The sequence below is a fragment of the Maribacter spongiicola genome, assembly GCF_052119685.1.
In the GTDB taxonomy this organism is placed as follows: domain Bacteria; phylum Bacteroidota; class Bacteroidia; order Flavobacteriales; family Flavobacteriaceae; genus Maribacter; species Maribacter spongiicola_A.
The window spans coordinates 516378-534697 of the sequence record NZ_JBGQOO010000001.1 but is presented as its reverse complement, the minus strand read 5'-3'; the positions used below and the strand labels follow the sequence as shown (position 1 = coordinate 534697).

The window sequence follows — 18320 nt, the reverse complement described above, 5'->3', positions numbered from 1 at the left end:
TATCTTTATCTCATTAATTTTGCACCTTTACGAAAGTATGGTTTTATCGTTTGAATTTTAATAATTGTTGATATTTGAGGATAAGTTTATAACCATTGAAATTATTGAAATAGGACAGTAAAGTATGAGAAAATTAAGAAATGAGGAGCTAGGTCGAATTGATGTGGAAGGTTATAAGCTTGCTGGTAAATCTCCTATTATTATTGTTCTTGATAATATTAGAAGTTTAAATAATATTGGATCCGTTTTTAGAACGGCAGATGCCTTTTTAATAGAAAAAATATACCTGTGCGGCATTACTGCTACACCTCCACATAAAGACATTCACAAAACTGCACTTGGTGCTACCGATAGTGTTGATTGGGAACATGTTGACGATACGATGGAACTAATCGATAGATTGAAAAAAGATGGGTACCATGTTGTTTCTGTTGAACAAACTGAAAAGGCGACTCAACTAAATAATTACCATCCTGCTAAAAATACAAAGCAAGTATTCATTTTTGGAAACGAGGTTAAGGGCGTTGCCCAAAATGTGGTTAGCGCTAGTGATGAGGTTTTGGAGATACCGCAGTTTGGTACTAAACATTCCTTGAACATTTCGGTGAGTGTTGGTGTTGTAATTTGGGATTGCTGGAGCAAAATTAACACATAAAAAAAACCTGGTCGTAGACCAGGTTTTTTAGTATAGTTTGAGTTAGTTAGTTGCACGTATGCTTGCGCAATAAAAGATTTTCTTTTCATTTAAGCAAGAAATAATACGAATTATATTGTCATAAGTTGGCTAGTGCAAAGTCTTCGATTTTAATTAAAATAGTTTCGTAATCACGTTTATGAGTCACGAAATCTAACTCGCTTACATCAATAATAAGCTGATTTTCTTTAGGATAAGTCCTTAAAAAATCAAAGTAACCACGGTTAATTTTCTCTAAATAGGCAAGTTCTATATTCTGTTCATAATCTCTGCCACGCTGTTTTATTTGTTGTAGCAATCTTTCTGTCGTTTGATACAGGTAAACGTATATCTTGGGCTTTTTAACTTCTTTGTACATAAAATTAAAAACCTTTCTATATAGATCGAATTCATTTTGTTGCAAGGTCACCTTGGCGAAAATCAACGATTTATATATATCGTAATCACTAACCATAAAACTTTTAAAAAGATCTAGTTGATTGGTGTCTTCGGTAAATTGTTGATACCGGTCTGCTAAGAATGACATTTCTAGAGGGAAAGCGTATCTGTCTTGATCTTTGTAAAAATTTGGTAAAAACGGATTTTCGGCAAATCTCTCCAATATTAATTTAGCATTAAAGTCTTCAGAGATTTTAGTAGCCAAAGTAGTTTTTCCTGCCCCAATGTTTCCTTCTATGGCTACATATTCCAAACTTGCAAAAAAGGTATGACGATTTTTAAATAATCTTTTGACCTGTTTCGTAATAATGCTTTTGTCTTTACATTCCTGTAATAGATTTCTAGTGTCTTTATTGAAAATTGGATGGTAAAACTGCGGCGTAATATCTGCAAGTGGTTTCAAGATGAACTTTCGGTCTTGCATTTTAGGGTGCGGCACCGTTAAACTTGCAGTATCAATAATATCCTTTTCATAATAAATGATATCAATGTCAAGTGTTCTGCTTTGATAACTATCACTTTCTTTTCTTTTTCTACCAAAATCAGTTTCTATGGCTAACAATTTAGCAAGTAATTCTTCGGGTGGGAGAAGTGTTTGTAATTCTAAACATACATTTAAAAAATCTTCTCCGTCAAAGCCCCATGCAGGCGTTTCGTATATAGCCGAAACCTGCCTAATTTCACCGGTAAAATTGCCGATTTCGAAAATTGCTTTCTGTAATAATAAAAGGCGATTGCCTAAATTACTACCAATAGATAAAAATGCTGTTTTGTATACTCCCATAATAATAGGACAAAATAACTAAAACATATTCACATTACTTATCTTTGTTCACTATTTAAAATAAAGATTTAAATGAATTTTTTAAGAAATTTTCTTGCCTCTATTTTAGGTTCCTTATTTGCTTTCGGAATCTTATTTGTAATGTTTTTAATTTTCGTCAGCCTTGTTAGTAGTAGCGAAGATGGTGTGGCGGTAAAAGATAATTCTATACTAGAATTAAAATTACAAAGACCAATTTCGGACTATACTGGTAATGATGAGTTAGATCCTTTTGCCGGTATTTTTCAAGAATCTCAGGGTTTAGACGAAATTTTACAGGCTATTGATGTAGCAAAGAATGATGACCGTATTAAGGGTATTAGCATCAATAATAATTTCATAGTTGCTGGTTTGGCTCAAACTCAAGAAATTAGAAAAGCATTAGAAAACTTTAAATCTGAAGGTAAATTTATTTACGCTTATGCAGATTTTTTCATGCAGAGGGATTATTATTTGGCCAGTGTGGCAGATTCTGTATTTATTAACCCTGTTGGCGTTTTAGATTTCAAAGGTTTATCCACCGAGGTACTTTATTATAAAGAACTTCAAGAGAAATCTGGAATTAAAATGGAGGTTATTCGACATGGAAAATATAAAAGTGCGGTAGAGCCATATTTAGAGAATAATATGAGTGAGGCGAATAGAAGCCAATTAACTTCTTTGCTACAGTCTCTTTGGAATTCCATGGTCGTTGATATTTCAAAAACAAGATCGATTTCTGAATCTGATTTAAATGTTATAGCAGATACCTTAGGTGGTAGAACTCCGAAATTCGCAAAACAATCAGGGTTGGTCGATGATGTTATTTTTTATGATCAGTACGAGAGCAAATTATCAAATGCGCTAAAGATTAAAAAAGATGACGAAATTAACTACAGCACTTTAGATGATTATGTAAAGTATTCAAATAAGAAGACTTTAAAATCTGGTGACGATAAAATTGCCGTTGTTTTTGCCCAAGGAGAAATTTTCTACGGTGAAGGTGGACCAAATATTATTGGTCAAGGTATTATTAACGAAGCTTTAATTAAAGCTCGTGATGATGATAAGGTGAAAGCTATTGTACTACGTGTAAACTCACCAGGCGGTAGTGCGTTAACTTCAGATATTATTTGGAGAGAAGTTGCCTTGGCTAAGAAAGTGAAGCCGGTAATTGTATCTATGGGTAATGTAGCAGCTTCTGGCGGATATTATATAGCTGCAGGTGCAGATAAAATTTTTGCGGAGCCAACAACTATAACCGGATCAATAGGTGTTTTCGGTACAGTACCTAATATGACTGAACTGGCAGATAATATTGGTATTAATGCAGAGCAAGTGGGTACTAATAAAAATGCGGTCGAATATTCATTATTTGAACCAATGCAAGAAAGTTTCAAAAATCAAATTCAAGAGAGTATTGAAGAAACATATCAAACATTTCTTCAACGGGTATCTGAAGGTAGAAATATGACCATGGCGCAAGTAGATAGTGTTGCCCAAGGTAGGGTGTGGAGTGGCACTGAAGCTTTAGAAGTTGGTTTGATAGATGAATTGGGTAATTTAGATGATGCTATAGAAGCTGCAGCTGAGCTTGCCTCTTTAAGCTCTTATGGAGTCAAAAAATTCCCGAAATACAAAAGCGGATTCGAGCGTTTTATGGAAGATTTAGAAGGTGCCAGTATTCAGATTAAAGAGAATATGCTAAAGCAGGAAATTGGCGACGAGGCTTATAAGGTGCTTAAAGAACTTCAATCTTTCAAACAACAAAAAGGTATACAGGCTAGAATGCCTTTTGCATTAGACATTAAATAAGTTTATGACCTTAAAGGACAGAAATCTAGCACAACGTATTTATTTGTATCTAGGGGCTTTATTTATAACTTCTCTAGTAGTTTCTAACCTCATATTTCAAAAGTTTTTTTATTGGAATCCCTTCGGGGATTTCACTGTTTTCGGGGTTTCGCTATTTGAAGTTTCCGTAGGTATTTTACCTTACCCAATAACGTTTTTGATTACCGATCTCATTTCCGAGATTTATGGTAGAAAAATGGCAAACCAAATTGTTACTGCCGGTATTTTTGCTTCTTTCTTTTCTATGGGCATTATTTTATTGGCAGAAGTTGCCCCTGCAATTCCTTCATCACCTATAAACGATGAAACTTTTACACATGTTTTTGCCTTGTCGCCAATAGCCGTTTTAGCTTCTATGATGGCGTATTTACTGGCGCAATATGTAGATGTGGCTATATATCATTTCTGGAAAAAATTGACCAAAGGCAAGTATTTATGGTTGCGTAACAATTTTTCAACATTTCTATCACAATTTCTAGATACGTTTACCGTTGTGGGGTTGTTATGTGTCTTCAAAGTATTGCCGTGGGATCTTTTTTTCGGACTCGTAGTTAGCGGATTTATTTTTAAGATTTTTATAGCATTTTTTGACACCCCTTTTCTCTATTTCTTCGTATATATTATGAGAAAACGTTTTAACCTAAAGCCAAATGAAGAATTGGACTTAGATGTTTTAGAGTAATAGCATTAATAAACTGTATAAAAACATACGATGGGTAAGAAAATTTTAAAAATTGTTGGGGTACTTTTAGTATTAATCATTGTCGTAATTGTTGCGGCGCCTTTTTTCTTAGAAGCTAAAATTGGCGATATTATTAAAAATAATGTCAATAATAATGTGAATGCTACGCTAGATTTTTCTGAAGCAAATTTAAGTTTGGTGCGAAGTTTTCCGAATGCAGAGGTGAATTTTAAAGATGTAGTTTTAACTAACAAAGCTCCATTTGAAGGAGATACTTTGTTTAAAGCGGCTAATTTAGAATTGACCATGGGTATTATGCAACTGTTTAAAGGCACGGGTGATGCTATTGCGATAAACAATATAAATTTAGATGGCGCTTTGGTCAATATTGTGGTTGACAAAGAAGAAAATGCTAATTACGATATTGCCATCACTTCAGAAATTGCAACAACTGTTGAAGAGCCAAGTACAACCGACGGATTTGCTTTTGACTTACAGTCTTATGAAATAACGAACTCTAGAATTTACTACACCGACAATTCTACGGGTATAACTTTTAAGTTAGATGATTTTCAACATAAAGGAACTGGAGATTTATCATTGGCTACTTCAGAATTAGATACACATACCGATGCATTTATTTCTTTAGAAATGGATAGTGTAAACTATTTAAACAAGAATAAAATAAAATTAGATGCGCTTATTGGTATCGATTTAAATGAAAATAAATACTCTTTTTTAAAGAATGAAGCTTTGCTTAACCAACTGCCATTGGTATTCGATGGTTTTGTTAAACTAAATGAAACTAATCAAGAAGTAAATCTAACCTTTAAAACGCCCTCGTCAGATTTTAAAAACTTCTTAGGGGTAATTCCTGAAATTTATTCTAAAGATATTGCAACCGTAAGTACTACCGGAGATTTTATCGTTAATGGTAATTTTAACGGTATTGTTGATGATACCCATATTCCTAAATTTAATATTGAGATTAAATCTGATAATGCCTCTTTCAAATACCCAGATTTACCGAAAGCGGTTCGTAATGTGTTTTTTGATATTCAATTGAATAATAAGACTGGTATTACAGAAGATACATATGTCGATATCAATAAGGCTTCTTTTATGATTGATGAAGATAAGTTCAATCTTACTTCACATATTACAGAGCTTATGGGTAATACAATTGTAAAAGCGCATATTGATGGTGCTATGAACTTGGCAAATATTTCAAAAGCTTACCCAGTGCCTGCAGAGTATAATTTAAAGGGGTTGTTAAAAGCAGATATTACCACGGCTTTTGATATGGCATCCGTTGAAAAACAACAATACGAGAAAACAAATACTACCGGAGATTTAAGTGTAACCAATTTTGAATATAATTCAAATGAGTTGGCAAACCCGGTTAAGTTCAATACCGCCAAGTTAACTTTTAATCCAAAGACTGTAACCTTAAATCAATTGAACGGTACAACGGGTACGACCGATTTTGATGCAACTGGTACTATTAATAATCTTTTAGGTTTTATGTTCAATGATGAAAAGGTTGAGGGTAATTTCAACCTTAAATCAAATAGTTTTGCGTTAAGCGATTTTATGGTTGCTGATACAGATACGCCTGCAACTACAAATGAGAGTAAGTCCACTTCTGGTGGAGTAGTACAAGAAGAAAAAATTAAAATTCCATCTTTTTTAGATGCAACCATTAATGCAGATGCGAAAAAAGTATTGTATGATGATATCGTGTTAAGTGATGTTAAAGGGGTTTTAAAGATTAAAGATGAAACTGCTACCTTAAGTAATATGACCGCGGGTATGTTTGGGGGTAAAATCGCATTTAATGGCGACGTGTCTACGAAAAATGAGACGCCTACTTTCAATATGAAGTTAGACTTAAATCAACTTGGTATTCAAGAAACTTTTGCTTCTGTTGATTTGTTTAAAGCTATAGCACCAATTGCGAAAATTTTGAACGGTAAATTAACATCAGACATTTCTTTGTCAGGTAATTTGACCGACGATTTTATGCCGAATCTTTTATCATTGAGTGGAGATTTGTTTGCTGATATTATGACTGAAGAAGTGAATACTGAAGCTTCGCCGGTGTTGAACTCATTAGTGTCTAAATTGAATTTTATAGATCTTAAACAGTTTAATTTAAAGGATCTTAAGACATCATTATCTTTTAAAGATGGTATCGTCGTAGTTAAACCTTTTACATTAAATTATAAGGATATCGCAATTAACGTTGATGGTAACCATTCTTTTGATCAGAAATTAAATTATAAAGCGACTTTACAAGTGCCTGCCAAATATTTAGGGTCAGATATTACCAAGTTAATCGCCAAGATAGATGATGCCGCCTTAACAGATTTAACCATACCTGTTGTTGCAAATATTGGTGGTTTATATAATAGCCCTACAGTTACTACAGATTTAACTTCTGGTGTTAAACAATTGACCACCAAATTGGTTGAGGTTGAAAAACAGAAACTTATTAATAAAGGAACAGACAAGGCTAAAGATTTAATAGGTGGTTTAATATCGGGCAATAAAGTGAAGACCGATTCTATTGATAAAACAGGAACTTCCACTAAACCAAATGCAAAAGATATTTTAGGCGGAATTTTAGCTACCAAAAAAGACACCACGTCTACTGCGGTCAAAAAAGATTCTATTCCCGTTAAGACAGATAAAGAAGCGGTTAAAGAAAAGGCAAAAGATATTTTAGGAGGATTTTTAGGAAAGAAGAAGAAAGATTCTACTAACTAATAGTTAACCCTACATAATAGCCTTCACTACCTCTTACGTTAAAGACGGTATTATCTTCAAAGATGAGGTATTGCCCTTTTATACCTTTTAACTTACCCTCAAAGGTTGGTGTTTTGCTAAGATTTAAACTTTTTACTTTCGTAGGATATTGTAATACCGGAAATTCTAATTCGGTTTCTGAATTAGTTGCTAGAAAATAGGGTAATGCCTCTTCGGGTAAATATTGTTTTAATTTATCTCGCCATTCTTGAAGATTCTCGTCAACAACGGTATTGGTAAGCATTGTGCGCCAATTTGTTTTATCACCTACATGGTCTTTTAAGGCAACTTCAGTTATACCAGCTAAATACCTATTTGGTACTTCTACAATTTCAATGGCTTCATGAGCACCCTGGTCAATCCACCTTGTTGGTATTTGTCCTTTTCTGGTTACACCCACTTTTACATTGCTTGAATTAGCTAAGTATACAATATGTGGTTGTAATTGCACCTTTTTTTCATATTCTAAATCTCTGTCTTCTTGGTCTAAATGCGCTTTACTTAATTCTGGGCGCATGATCCAATCTCCGGCAGATGGTATTTCAAAAAAGCAGGTCCTGCAAAATCCTTGTCTATAAATAGGTCGGTCATTACCGCAATTTAGACATTTGTGTTTAATGAAATTTATTTTTACATTTTTGTCCAAAACTTGATTTACATTCAAGAAATCAGATTCGAACAACATATAATATTGAATCGGACTTCCTATTTCTGTCTGCATTTTTCTAAGTACTCCCTCGTATTGCATGTAATTTCGGCTTATTGAATGTTCAATTTGAAAATGATAGTAAGATGCGCTACTTTTAGCAATACAAAGATACCTATAAATGCCAATTACCCTATTTAATTCAATTGCCTCTTGGTTACTGAAAAAACGTTTTCATCAGATAGAACTATTTTTAAAATATCCTGAAGAGGTACAAGAAGAGGTTTTATTGCAATTGCTTGAATTTGCCGAAGACACTGAAATTGGTAGAACCTATGATTTTGATTCGATAGGTTCATATGCAGATTTTAAAGAACGCTTACCTATAGTTTCTTATGAAGAAATTCAGCCTATAATTGAACGTACTAGAAAAGGGGAGCAGAATTTATTTTGGCCTACTAAAGTAAAATTGTTCGCTAAAAGTAGTGGTACTACAGATGCGAAAAGCAAGTTTATACCTGTTAGCGGTGAGGCTTTAGAAGATTGCCATTACAAATCCAGCAAAGATTTATTGTGCCTGTATCTGAATAATAACGAAAATTCACAATTATTTACGGGTAAGAGTTTGCGTTTAGGTGGTAGTAAAGAGTTGTACGAGGATAACGGGTCGTTATTTGGCGACTTATCTGCAATTCTTATAGATAACATGCCCTTGTGGGCAGAGTACAGTAGCACGCCTAGTAATAAGGTTTCTTTAATGAGTGAGTGGGAGAGCAAGCTTATGGCTATCATTCATGAAAGTGTTCAAGAAAATGTAACTAGTTTGGCAGGCGTTCCATCTTGGATGTTGGTGTTAATGAACAAAGTGCTTGAAGAAACGGGTAATGAGAATCTGTTTCAAGTTTGGGAAAATTTAGAAGTGTACTTTCACGGCGGAGTGAATTTTAGTCCTTATAAAGAGCAATACAAAAAAATATTACCGAAAAGTAATTTCAGATACTACGAAATTTATAATGCCTCTGAAGGTTTTTTTGCTATTCAAGACAGAAATGGTGCCGATGATTTATTATTGATGTTGGACTACGGGATTTTCTATGAGTTTATACCTATGGATGTTTATGGAGCTTTAAATGAAGAGGTGATTGCTTTATGGGATGTTGAGTTAGGTATAAATTACGCAATAGTAATTACCACAAATTCAGGATTGTGGAGGTATAGAATAGGGGATACCGTTCGTTTTACCTCAAAAAGTCCATATCGTATAAAAGTAACCGGGCGAACCAAACATCATATTAATGTTTTTGGTGAAGAATTGATTATAGAAAATGCAGAAGAAGCATTAAAAATAGCCTGTGCAAAAACAGGAGCTGAAATTATAGATTATACTGCTGGGCCTGTTTTTATGGAAGGTAAAGAAAAAGGTGCTCACGAGTGGATTATGGAATTTAGAACCTTACCGCAAGATTTTAGTGCCTTTGTAGAGATTTTTGACAATGCCTTAAAATCTCTTAATTCAGATTATGAAGCCAAAAGGTTAAATAATATTACACTGAATTCTCCATTGGTACACATAGCACGCGAGAATTTATTTTATGATTGGTTGAAATTAAATGATAAGCTTGGGGGGCAACATAAAATTCCTAGATTGTCAAATAAGAGAGATTATTTAGAAGAACTATTACGAATAAACAGTTAATTATCTCTATTCACACCAAATATTACCCTAATCACAACAATTTTATATATTTCCTCATTACTTGCCATACATTTGCCGTAGTTAAGGTGGCTTTTACCTTACAACATAATTGTAGCTTTTTTAGTTCTAATAAGTATCATCAATAGGGACTACATCGATATTTTTAACCCGCTAAACAATTAAATAGTTGTAAGTGCATTTATTATTTCAACTTGCTGAAGCAAAACTTAACCAAACTATAAATACTATTATTATGGCAGACAAATTAGTGATCGTTTCCGATATGTGGGGCGCTAAGAAAGGTTTATGGATTACTTCGTATTTAGGGTATCTACAACAGTATTTCGACATTACTTTTTACGATAGTCAACAACTGGCAAATTTAGATATTCTTATTCAAACTGAAGAGAATGTACACAATGCTTTTATAGAAGGCGGTACAGATACTGCTGCATCTCATTTATTAAAAAAAGAAAAAGAAGCATGTTATTATCTTGCTTTTAGTACAGGTGCTACCATTGTTTGGGAAGCAGCTAAGAGAGGCTTACCTGTAAAGTCTTTATATGGTGTATCTCCTACGAGAATACGTAGAAATAACGATCGCCCTAATGTACCTTTTCAATTGGTGTATGGTGCTAATGATGCATTTAAACCAAGCGATGAATGGGCAGATAATTTAGGGATAGATATGGAAGTATTACCTAATTACGGACATACATTATACACCGATGAGAAAATCATTCAAAAAGTATGTATGGATCTATTGCAAGAAGTAACGCAAATTGCACCACAGATTAAAAAAGTGGTTTGAACTAAATAAAAGTATAAAGCATAAAAAAAGCGAAGATGTAAATCTTCGCTTTTTTTGTATTCAATATTTTGCTGAGGTATTATGAAACAGCTTTTAGCTTTTTAATGGTATCATGGGATAACATTTCTTCGGCATAAGGTTTTGTTACTTTGAAGTTTTTATCACCTGTACTTGGCATTTCGAACATTGCGTCAGTAAAAATGGCTTCACACAAAGATCTTAAACCTCTAGCTCCAAGTTTATACTCTATTGCTTTTTCTACAATATAATCTAAAGCTTGGTCTGTAATGGTGAAAGTAATATCATCCATTGCAAATAACTTCTCGTATTGTTTTATAATCGCATTCTTAGGTTCGGTTAAAATAGCTCTTAATGTCTTCTTGTCTAACGGATTCATATGGGTAAGAACCGGAAGCCTACCGATAATTTCAGGTATAAGTCCGAAATCTTTCAAATCTCTTGGTATGATGTATTGTAATAAATTACTATCATCTAAAAAGCTATCAGATTTTGAAGCGCTATAGCCAACAGCTTGCATATTCAAACGCTTTGTAATAGCACGTTCGATACCATCAAAAGCTCCACCGGCAATAAATAAGATATTTTCGGTATTTACTTCGATGAATTTTTGGTCTGGGTGCTTTCTTCCTCCTTTTGGTGGAACATTTACAACTGTACCTTCCAATAATTTTAAAAGACCTTGTTGAACACCTTCTCCAGATACATCTCTAGTAATAGAAGGATTATCACCTTTACGTGCAATTTTATCGATTTCATCAATAAAAACGATACCTCTTTCTGCTTTTTCAAGATTGTAATCTGCTGCTTGTAAAAGACGGGTAAGAATACTTTCTACATCTTCACCAACATAACCAGCTTCGGTCAATACTGTCGCATCAACAATGGCTAGGGGTACATTAAGTAATTTAGCGATTGTTTTTGCCATAAGGGTTTTACCGGTACCGGTTTGCCCAACCATAATGATATTACTTTTCTGAATTTCTATATCATCTTCTTTTGATGAAGGTTGTAGTAACCTTTTATAGTGGTTGTAAACAGCTACAGACATTACTTTTTTAGTACGATCTTGCCCAATGATAAAAGTGTCTAAAAATTCCTTGATTTCTTGTGGTTTTTTTAGAACAAGTTCAGAAGAAAGATCGTTGGTCTTTGTCTGTTTTGACTCTTCGGCAACAATACCGTGAGCTTGCTCAATACAGCGATCACATATATGGGCGTCAAGACCAGCAATCAATAAATTGGTTTCTGGTTTTTTTCTACCGCAAAATGAACACTCTAAATTTTCCTTTGCCATTATCTATCTTCTCTATTCTATTCCTTAACGATCAAAAATCGTTTTTGGTTTAAAAATCATTAATTTATTTGATTCAATTAGTCGGGTTTACTTCTTTTCCCTTACCAATATTTCATCAATCATACCATATTTAAGAGCCTCGTCAGCTTTCATCCAGTAATCACGGTCACTGTCATCACGAACTTTTTCAATGTCGGTACCAGAGTGCTCTGCAATAATTTGATATAGTTCTTCTTTTAATTTTAAGATCTCTCTAGCGGTAATTTCAATATCACTCGCTTGACCTTGAGCTCCACCCATAGGTTGGTGTATCATTACACGAGAGTGTTGTAGGCCACTACGTTTTCCTTTTTCACCTGCGCATAAAAGTACTGCACCCATAGAAGCTGCCATACCTGTACAAATAGTAGCAACATCTGGCGTAATGAACTGCATAGTATCATAAATACCTAAGCCTGCATAAACACTCCCACCTGGTGAGTTGATGTAAATTTGAATATCTTTTTTAGCGTCAACACTTGCTAAAAACAATAACTGTGCTTGAATAATATTGGCTACTTGATCATTTATACCAGTACCCATAAAAATGATGCGATCCATCATTAAGCGCGAATAAACGTCCATTGCAACAATATTCATAGAACGCTCTTCAATAATGTTCGGCGTCATGTTCGTTGGGTACATGCTGCTCATTATAGAATCGTAATAAGTGCTGCTAATGCCTTGATCGTTTATAGCGAAATTCTTGAATTCTTTTCCGTAATCCATAAATTGTATGTCTATATTTTAGAGTAAAAAAAGGTGCCGAAAATTTTATTTCCGGCACCGTAAAGATACTTAATTTATTGTTTGGAATTTATCCGTAAACTTCTTTGACGAAATTTTCATAGGTAACTTCCTTTGTCTTAAGATTCGCTTTTTCTTTGTAAAGATTTAATAATTTCTGACTCATCAATTGTTCTGAAAGTCTTTTTACTTCATCTTGATTACCAAGAACACGCGCAGCAATATTATCTAACTCTTCTTCTTTTGGGTCTAATTGACCGAATTGAGCCATTTGCGAACGAATAAATCCTTTAGAGAATTCTTTTAGTTCATCGAACTGAACTTGTAACTCGTTTTCACGAATTATTTTACCTTCAATAAGTTGGTAACGTAAACCTTTTTCAGATTTAGCAAATTCTTCGAGAGCTTGCTCTTCAGATAATGGCTCTTCACCTGTCATTTGAATCCACTTTGTTAAGAAACCTGTAGGTAGTTCAAACTTGGTATTGTCAATAAAGTATTCAGTAACGTCGTTCAATAATTTTTGATCCGATTGTTGCTCGAATTGCTTTTCAGAATCTTCTTTAATACGTTCTTTTAATTCCTTTTCAGATTTTACACTGTCAGGTCCGAAAAGTTTATCGAACAATTCTTGGTTTAATTCTGCAGCTTCTCTTTCGTTAATTTCAGTAATGGTAAATGTAACCTCAATATCCAAAGATTCAGCTTTTTGTTTATCAATGCCTAACGCACTTGATAACATATAATCTTCATTAAATAGACCTTTCGTTTTTAAAGTAACAACATCCCCAACTTTTTTACCTTGTAGGGCATCTATAGCTTTTTTGCTTTTCAACTTATCAGTTTCAAGCATGGTTTTGTTATCGATTTCTTCAGCTTCGTTAGTGAAAGTACCGCTTACTTCATCATTCTTGCTAACAACATCTTTGCTTACAAGCTTGCCATATTGCTTTTGAATACGCTCAACTTGCTCGTCGATCATTTTCTTGTCTGCAACTATTTTGTACTGGGTAATTGCATTTTTTGTTTTCAATGAAACTTCAAAATTAGGCGCTAAACCTAATTCGAATTCAAATGCCAACTCTTCTTTATCCCAATCAAAATTGTCTTGTTGTTTTGGTAAAGGATTACCAAGAACATCTAATTTCTCTTCGGTTAAATATTTGTTTAGGTTGTCTTGCAACAATTTATTTACTTCATCAACCAAAACAGCTTTACCATATTGCTTTTTTATAAGGCCCATAGGAACTTGACCTTTTCTAAAGCCAGGAATATTAGCTTGTTTCTTATAATCCTTTAAAATGGTATCTACCTTATCTTGGTAATCTTCTTTTGTGATAGCAACTTTAACTACTGCATTTAAATCGTCTATCTGCTCTTTCGTAATATTCATTCCTTAATATCTATTTGCATGTATAAAATGGGATGCAAAAATACTATATTTTACAAAGTCAACCAATTTTTTAAAGTATTGAATTTCAAATCACAAGCAACTATGACTTGTCGTCTTTTAACAGTGTAAAAAAGATGGATTGTAAAAACGATAGCAAGAGGCTAAAAATCAATGCCCACCAAATGTTTCCGACCGAAAAACCATCGATAAGTTTATCTGCCAAAAGTATAATTATCGCATTAATGATCAATAGAAAAAGACCAAATGTAATAACTGTTACAGGTAGCGTTAGAATAACTAATATTGGTTTAACCAATAAATTTAAAAGGCTTAATACTACAGCTACGATAACAGCGGTCGTAAAACCATCTACAGAAACGTTTGGTAATATATTGGCCAAGATGATAACGGCAACGGCGCTTAATAGAATTCTTAAAATTAGTTTCATGGGTTTTGGTTTTAAATTATAATAGTTATTTATTCTTGTTTTAGAAAGGTAAGTGATTTTTCGAAAAATTGATCAGGGTTTTCAGCATGTAACCAATGACCTGCATTATCTATGGTTTCTACTGTTGCCTTTGGAAAATGTCTACGAATGATTTCAGTATCATTTTTGGTAACATATTCAGATTTATCTCCTCTTAAAAATAATGTGGGTCCGTAGTAGCTGTCGTTGCTATTGATGTTGTCGCCAATTTCTTCCATCTTTTCACTTAATACTGCTAAGTTAAATTTGAAACACAATTTTTTTTTTCATCTCTATCGAGATTTTTCAATAAAAACTGACGTATACCTGGGTTTGAGATGTGTTTTTTCAACTGTTGGTCGGCATCATTTCGAGATTTTAAATTGGTGGTGTCTATAGCATTTAAACCATTAATAATTTCTTGATGATGTGGTGGATAATATTTTGGAGCTATATCTGCGACGAGTAATCTATTGACTCGCTCAGGGTATGTGCATGCAAATTGCATAGCCGTTTTTCCGCCCATAGAATGACCAATTAAAGCGGTACTTGCAATATGGTGTTCGTCTAGGTAATTAAGAAGGTCGTCTGCTAAAATATCATAATCGAAATCAGGCGAATGAAAACTTTTGCCATGATTTCTTTGGTCGATTAAGTGAACACAAAATCCATTTTCTGCATATAAAGTCCCTAAAGTTTTCCAATTGTCGAGCATCCCTAGAAATCCGTGTAAAATACACAACGGTTTGCCTTCGCCTAAAATTACCGAATGTAAAATTTGCTTCATTTTAATCTGTGTAAATACATGTTTACTACATTATCTAAACCTAAATAAAGCGCCTCGCTAATAAGTGCATGACCGATAGATACCTCTAATAAATTAGGTATGTTTTTAGCAAAATATTCAATATTATCTATGCTTAAATCATGACCGGCGTTAATGCCAATACCTAATTCATTAGCTTTTTGGGCGGCTTTAATAAAAGGTTTTATTGCTTCTTCTTTATTTTTCTCGTAATCGGCGGCGTAACTTTCAGTATATAATTCTATTCTATCTGCGCCCACTGCTTTTGCACCTTCAATCATTTTTGGGTCTGGATCAACAAATATTGATGTGCGAATACCTGCGTCTTTAAAGGTTTTGATAACATCGGTTAAAAAATCTTTATACTTTATAGTATTCCAACCAGCATTTGAGGTAATAGCATCTACAGAATCTGGTACCAATGTTACCTGTTCAGGGGTAACTTCTAGAACTAACGCTATAAATTTAGGAACCGGATTACCTTCGATATTAAATTCTGTCTTCACCGTTTTTTTTAAATCTCTGGCATCTTGGTATCTAATATGGCGTTCGTCTGGCCTTGGGTGTATAGTGATGCCTTGTGCGCCAAAGCCCTCTAAATCGTTTGTAACTTTAAGCAAATCTGGAACATTGCCTCCACGGGCATTTCTGAGAGTTGCAATTTTGTTCACGTTAACGCTAAGTTTTGTCATTATGTCTTATTTACCTTTTAAGAGCTTCAAAAATACGAATAAGGCACGCCTTTTGATATTATTAATTGTTATTTTGCGTTATATATAGGCTTATGGATATTCAAGAACATATCATTACAAATTTACCGGTATTCGATATTAAAGATACCACTGAAAAAGTTTTAGAATTTTTTCAAGACTCTACCTATTCTCATGTCGCTATTTTAGACGATGGACGGTTTTTAGGACTTTTTTCTGAAAATGATGCAGACGGATTACAACCGGATGCTAAAATCGATGAATTTAGATATGAACTGCAAAGTTTTTTTGTGCGTCGAGATACCAATTGGTTAGATGTTTTAGAGGTATTTGCACGTAATGAAGCCAATCTTTTACCTGTTTTAAATGAAAAGGAAGAGGTTACTGGCTATTACTGTCTTACCGATATTGTATCTGTCTTTATAGATATGCCATTTTTTACTGATCCAGGTAGTATTTTGGTTGTTGCAACCGGAGTCAAAGATTATTCGTTTAGCCAGATTGCCCAAATAGTTGAAAGTAATAACGCTAAGCTTTATGGTGGTTTTATTTCAGACACCCAAAATGATATTATTCAAGTGACCTTAAAGATTACTGCGAATAATTATAATAAAGTTGTGCAGACTTTTAGACGATATAACTATAATATTATATTCGGAAATAGCGACGATGAGTTTCTTGAAGATTTAAAGAACCGGTCAGACTATTTAGAGAAATATCTTAATGTTTAATATGAAAGTAGCTGTATACGGTCAAACATATCAAGATAATGCTATTGAATATCTTATCGAATTATTAGATGAGTTAAGTAAGGTCTCTGCCGAAGTTTATATTGAAAAAGATTTTTACGATTTATATAGAACGAACAAAACAGCTCAGACATTTCCTGTATTTACTATTGACGAAGGTTTAAATACATCTTTTGATATGTTCGTTAGTTTTGGTGGTGATGGTACCATATTAAGAGCTACTACTTTTGTTAAGGATTTAGGTATTCCTATTGTTGGTGTAAATACTGGTAGGTTAGGATTTCTTTCCACCTTCAAAAAAGAAGATGTTAGAAAGGTAGTACAAGAGTTTAAGCAAGGTGGATATACTGTTATTGAACGTAGTTTGGTTCAGTTAAATACAAAAGAGCTTGATGTAGAATTCGGAGATCTTAATTTTGCATTGAACGAAATTACCGTTAGTAGAAAAGATACCACTTCTATGATAACGGTCGAAACTTATTTAAATAATGAATACCTAACCTCTTATTGGGCAGATGGTCTAATTATTTCGACGCCAACAGGTTCCACTGGCTACTCTTTAAGTTGTGGTGGACCGGTAATTGTGCCAACGGCAAAATCATTGGTATTGACACCTATAGCTCCGCATAACTTAAACGCTAGGCCTCTGGTAATTTCAGATGATACCGTAATTCGATTAAAGGTATCTGGTAGAGAAGAAAACCACCTGGTTTCTTTAGATTCAAGAATAGCCTCATTAGAAAATGGTGAAGAAATAACCATTAGTAAAGCTCCTTTTACTATTAAAATGATAGAATATACTTCAGAAAGTTTTTTAAAGACCCTTCGTAATAAGCTGCTTTGGGGTGAGGATAGACGAAATTGAGCCCACTTTTAAACAATAATTGTCCTTAATCACTGTTTATCTTTTGAGAACATAAAAATCATTGCTTTTTCAATATTCAATATGGAATCTGCGATAATTATAAAATCTATTTTATGCGTTACATAACGTTATTAGTATTGCTTTTTTCACTTTCGGGTTTGCAGGCGCAGACCTATGAAGTGGGTATTTTTGCGGGTGGTGCCAATACTATTAGTGATGTTGGTAGAACAGATTATCTTTTGCCGTCTAATATTGCTTTTGGCGGATTATTTAAATGGAACATAAGTAAAAGGTATGCATGGCGTGGTAGTTTAACGTATGGTAAATTTACTGCCGATGATACCAAATCTAATTCTACAGCAAGACAACAAAGAGGGTATATAGTAGATAATTCTATTTTAGAAGGTTCTGTTGGTCTAGAATTTAACTTTGTTGAATATAATTTACACAAACTGGGACCAGCTTTTACTCCTTATTTATATACGGGTCTTACTTATTTTAGGTATGATTATCAATACTTTAATGGTGGTCTTCTTCAAGATGTCAATCAAAAAGAAGGTAGTTTTGCAGTACCAATGACCGTGGGTTTTAAATATCGTATCAATCAGTTTCTTATTTTTGGGGGCGAAATTGGTGCTAGATATACCTTTACAGATAACCTAGATGGTAGTAATCCTGAAGGTTCTAACTTTGAAGAATTTCAATTCGGTAATATTTTTAGTGATGATTGGTATGTTTTTTCTGGTTTAACACTAACTTATACCTTTGGCAGAAAGCCTTGTATGGATTGTTTTGAGTAA

Annotated in this window: 18 protein-coding genes; 9 read left to right on the top strand and 9 right to left on the bottom strand. The window is 33.7% G+C overall.

What is annotated here, in order from left to right; translation table 11 throughout:
- Positions 1-124: 124 nt before the first annotated feature.
- The gene (locus tag ACEN2N_RS02300; protein WP_441822799.1) at positions 125-655 is read left to right on the top strand and encodes an RNA methyltransferase; all 531 of its coding nucleotides are present in this window, start codon (positions 125-127) and stop codon (positions 653-655) included.
- A 118-nt stretch (positions 656-773) separates the two neighbouring features.
- On the opposite strand, the gene folK is transcribed toward ACEN2N_RS02300, so the two are convergent.
- The gene (folK, locus tag ACEN2N_RS02295; protein ID WP_441822798.1) at positions 774-1916 is read right to left on the bottom strand and encodes a 2-amino-4-hydroxy-6-hydroxymethyldihydropteridine diphosphokinase; all 1143 of its coding nucleotides are present in this window, start codon (positions 1914-1916) and stop codon (positions 774-776) included.
- A gap of 72 nt (positions 1917-1988) precedes the next feature.
- Between folK and sppA the strand changes: the two genes are divergently transcribed.
- The 3 genes from sppA to ACEN2N_RS02280 are packed head-to-tail and all read left to right on the top strand — an operon-like array spanning position 1989 to position 7239.
- Positions 1989-3749, top strand: coding sequence for a signal peptide peptidase SppA (sppA, locus tag ACEN2N_RS02290; RefSeq protein ID WP_441822797.1), 1761 nt, complete (start codon positions 1989-1991; stop codon positions 3747-3749).
- Positions 3750-3753: 4 nt separating this feature from the next.
- Positions 3754-4470, top strand: a complete 717-nt coding sequence (locus ACEN2N_RS02285; RefSeq protein ID WP_423997823.1) for a queuosine precursor transporter — start codon at positions 3754-3756, stop codon at positions 4468-4470.
- 30 nt (positions 4471-4500) lie between these two features.
- Complete coding sequence (locus ACEN2N_RS02280; protein WP_441822796.1) at positions 4501-7239, top strand: AsmA family protein; 2739 nt, start codon at positions 4501-4503, stop codon at positions 7237-7239.
- Here the strand turns inward: ACEN2N_RS02280 and ACEN2N_RS02275 are convergent.
- Positions 7232-8026 carry a DUF2797 domain-containing protein gene (locus ACEN2N_RS02275; protein ID WP_441822795.1) on the bottom strand — a complete coding sequence of 265 codons (795 nt, stop codon included), beginning with the start codon at positions 8024-8026 and terminating at the stop codon, positions 7232-7234. The genes ACEN2N_RS02280 and ACEN2N_RS02275 overlap by 8 nt on opposite strands.
- A gap of 79 nt (positions 8027-8105) precedes the next feature.
- Here ACEN2N_RS02275 and ACEN2N_RS02270 point away from each other — a divergent pair, with 79 nt between their 5' ends.
- Together ACEN2N_RS02270 and ACEN2N_RS02265 are read left to right on the top strand one after the other, a co-directional pair.
- Positions 8106-9620, top strand: coding sequence for a GH3 auxin-responsive promoter family protein (locus ACEN2N_RS02270; RefSeq protein WP_441822794.1), 1515 nt, complete (start codon positions 8106-8108; stop codon positions 9618-9620).
- A gap of 253 nt (positions 9621-9873) precedes the next feature.
- Positions 9874-10431 (top strand): hypothetical protein, encoded by a 558-nt coding sequence (locus tag ACEN2N_RS02265; RefSeq protein ID WP_441822793.1) that lies wholly within the window; start codon positions 9874-9876, stop codon positions 10429-10431.
- A 79-nt stretch (positions 10432-10510) separates the two neighbouring features.
- On the opposite strand, the gene clpX is transcribed toward ACEN2N_RS02265, so the two are convergent.
- The 7 genes from clpX to ACEN2N_RS02230 form a co-directional block, all read right to left on the bottom strand.
- Complete coding sequence (gene clpX / locus ACEN2N_RS02260) at positions 10511-11746, bottom strand: ATP-dependent Clp protease ATP-binding subunit ClpX (RefSeq protein ID WP_441822792.1); 1236 nt, start codon at positions 11744-11746, stop codon at positions 10511-10513.
- Positions 11747-11833: 87 nt separating this feature from the next.
- Complete coding sequence (gene clpP / locus ACEN2N_RS02255; protein WP_441822791.1) at positions 11834-12514, bottom strand: ATP-dependent Clp endopeptidase proteolytic subunit ClpP; 681 nt, start codon at positions 12512-12514, stop codon at positions 11834-11836.
- Between the two features lie 88 nt (positions 12515-12602).
- A complete protein-coding gene (gene tig, locus ACEN2N_RS02250) occupies positions 12603-13925 on the bottom strand; it encodes a trigger factor (protein WP_441822790.1) in 1323 nt (440 codons plus the stop codon).
- A 100-nt stretch (positions 13926-14025) separates the two neighbouring features.
- Positions 14026-14373 carry a phage holin family protein gene (locus tag ACEN2N_RS02245; RefSeq protein ID WP_423997839.1) on the bottom strand — a complete coding sequence of 116 codons (348 nt, stop codon included), beginning with the start codon at positions 14371-14373 and terminating at the stop codon, positions 14026-14028.
- 29 nt (positions 14374-14402) lie between these two features.
- Complete coding sequence (locus tag ACEN2N_RS02240) at positions 14403-14630, bottom strand: alpha/beta fold hydrolase (protein WP_441822789.1); 228 nt, start codon at positions 14628-14630, stop codon at positions 14403-14405.
- Between the two features lie 17 nt (positions 14631-14647).
- Positions 14648-15178, bottom strand: a complete 531-nt coding sequence (locus tag ACEN2N_RS02235; RefSeq protein ID WP_441822788.1) for an alpha/beta fold hydrolase — start codon at positions 15176-15178, stop codon at positions 14648-14650.
- Positions 15175-15888, bottom strand: coding sequence for a pyridoxine 5'-phosphate synthase (locus ACEN2N_RS02230; protein WP_441822787.1), 714 nt, complete (start codon positions 15886-15888; stop codon positions 15175-15177). The genes ACEN2N_RS02235 and ACEN2N_RS02230 overlap by 4 nt, the downstream gene beginning before the upstream one ends.
- A gap of 92 nt (positions 15889-15980) precedes the next feature.
- Here ACEN2N_RS02230 and ACEN2N_RS02225 point away from each other — a divergent pair, with 92 nt between their 5' ends.
- The 3 genes from ACEN2N_RS02225 to ACEN2N_RS02215 all read left to right on the top strand — a co-directional run bounded on the left by ACEN2N_RS02225 (position 15981) and on the right by ACEN2N_RS02215 (position 18320).
- Positions 15981-16637 (top strand): CBS domain-containing protein, encoded by a 657-nt coding sequence (locus ACEN2N_RS02225; RefSeq protein ID WP_441822786.1) that lies wholly within the window; start codon positions 15981-15983, stop codon positions 16635-16637.
- 1 nt (position 16638) lies between these two features.
- Positions 16639-17520 carry an NAD kinase gene (locus ACEN2N_RS02220; protein ID WP_441822785.1) on the top strand — a complete coding sequence of 294 codons (882 nt, stop codon included), beginning with the start codon at positions 16639-16641 and terminating at the stop codon, positions 17518-17520.
- Positions 17521-17633: 113 nt separating this feature from the next.
- Complete coding sequence (locus tag ACEN2N_RS02215) at positions 17634-18320, top strand: DUF6089 family protein (RefSeq protein WP_441822784.1); 687 nt, start codon at positions 17634-17636, stop codon at positions 18318-18320.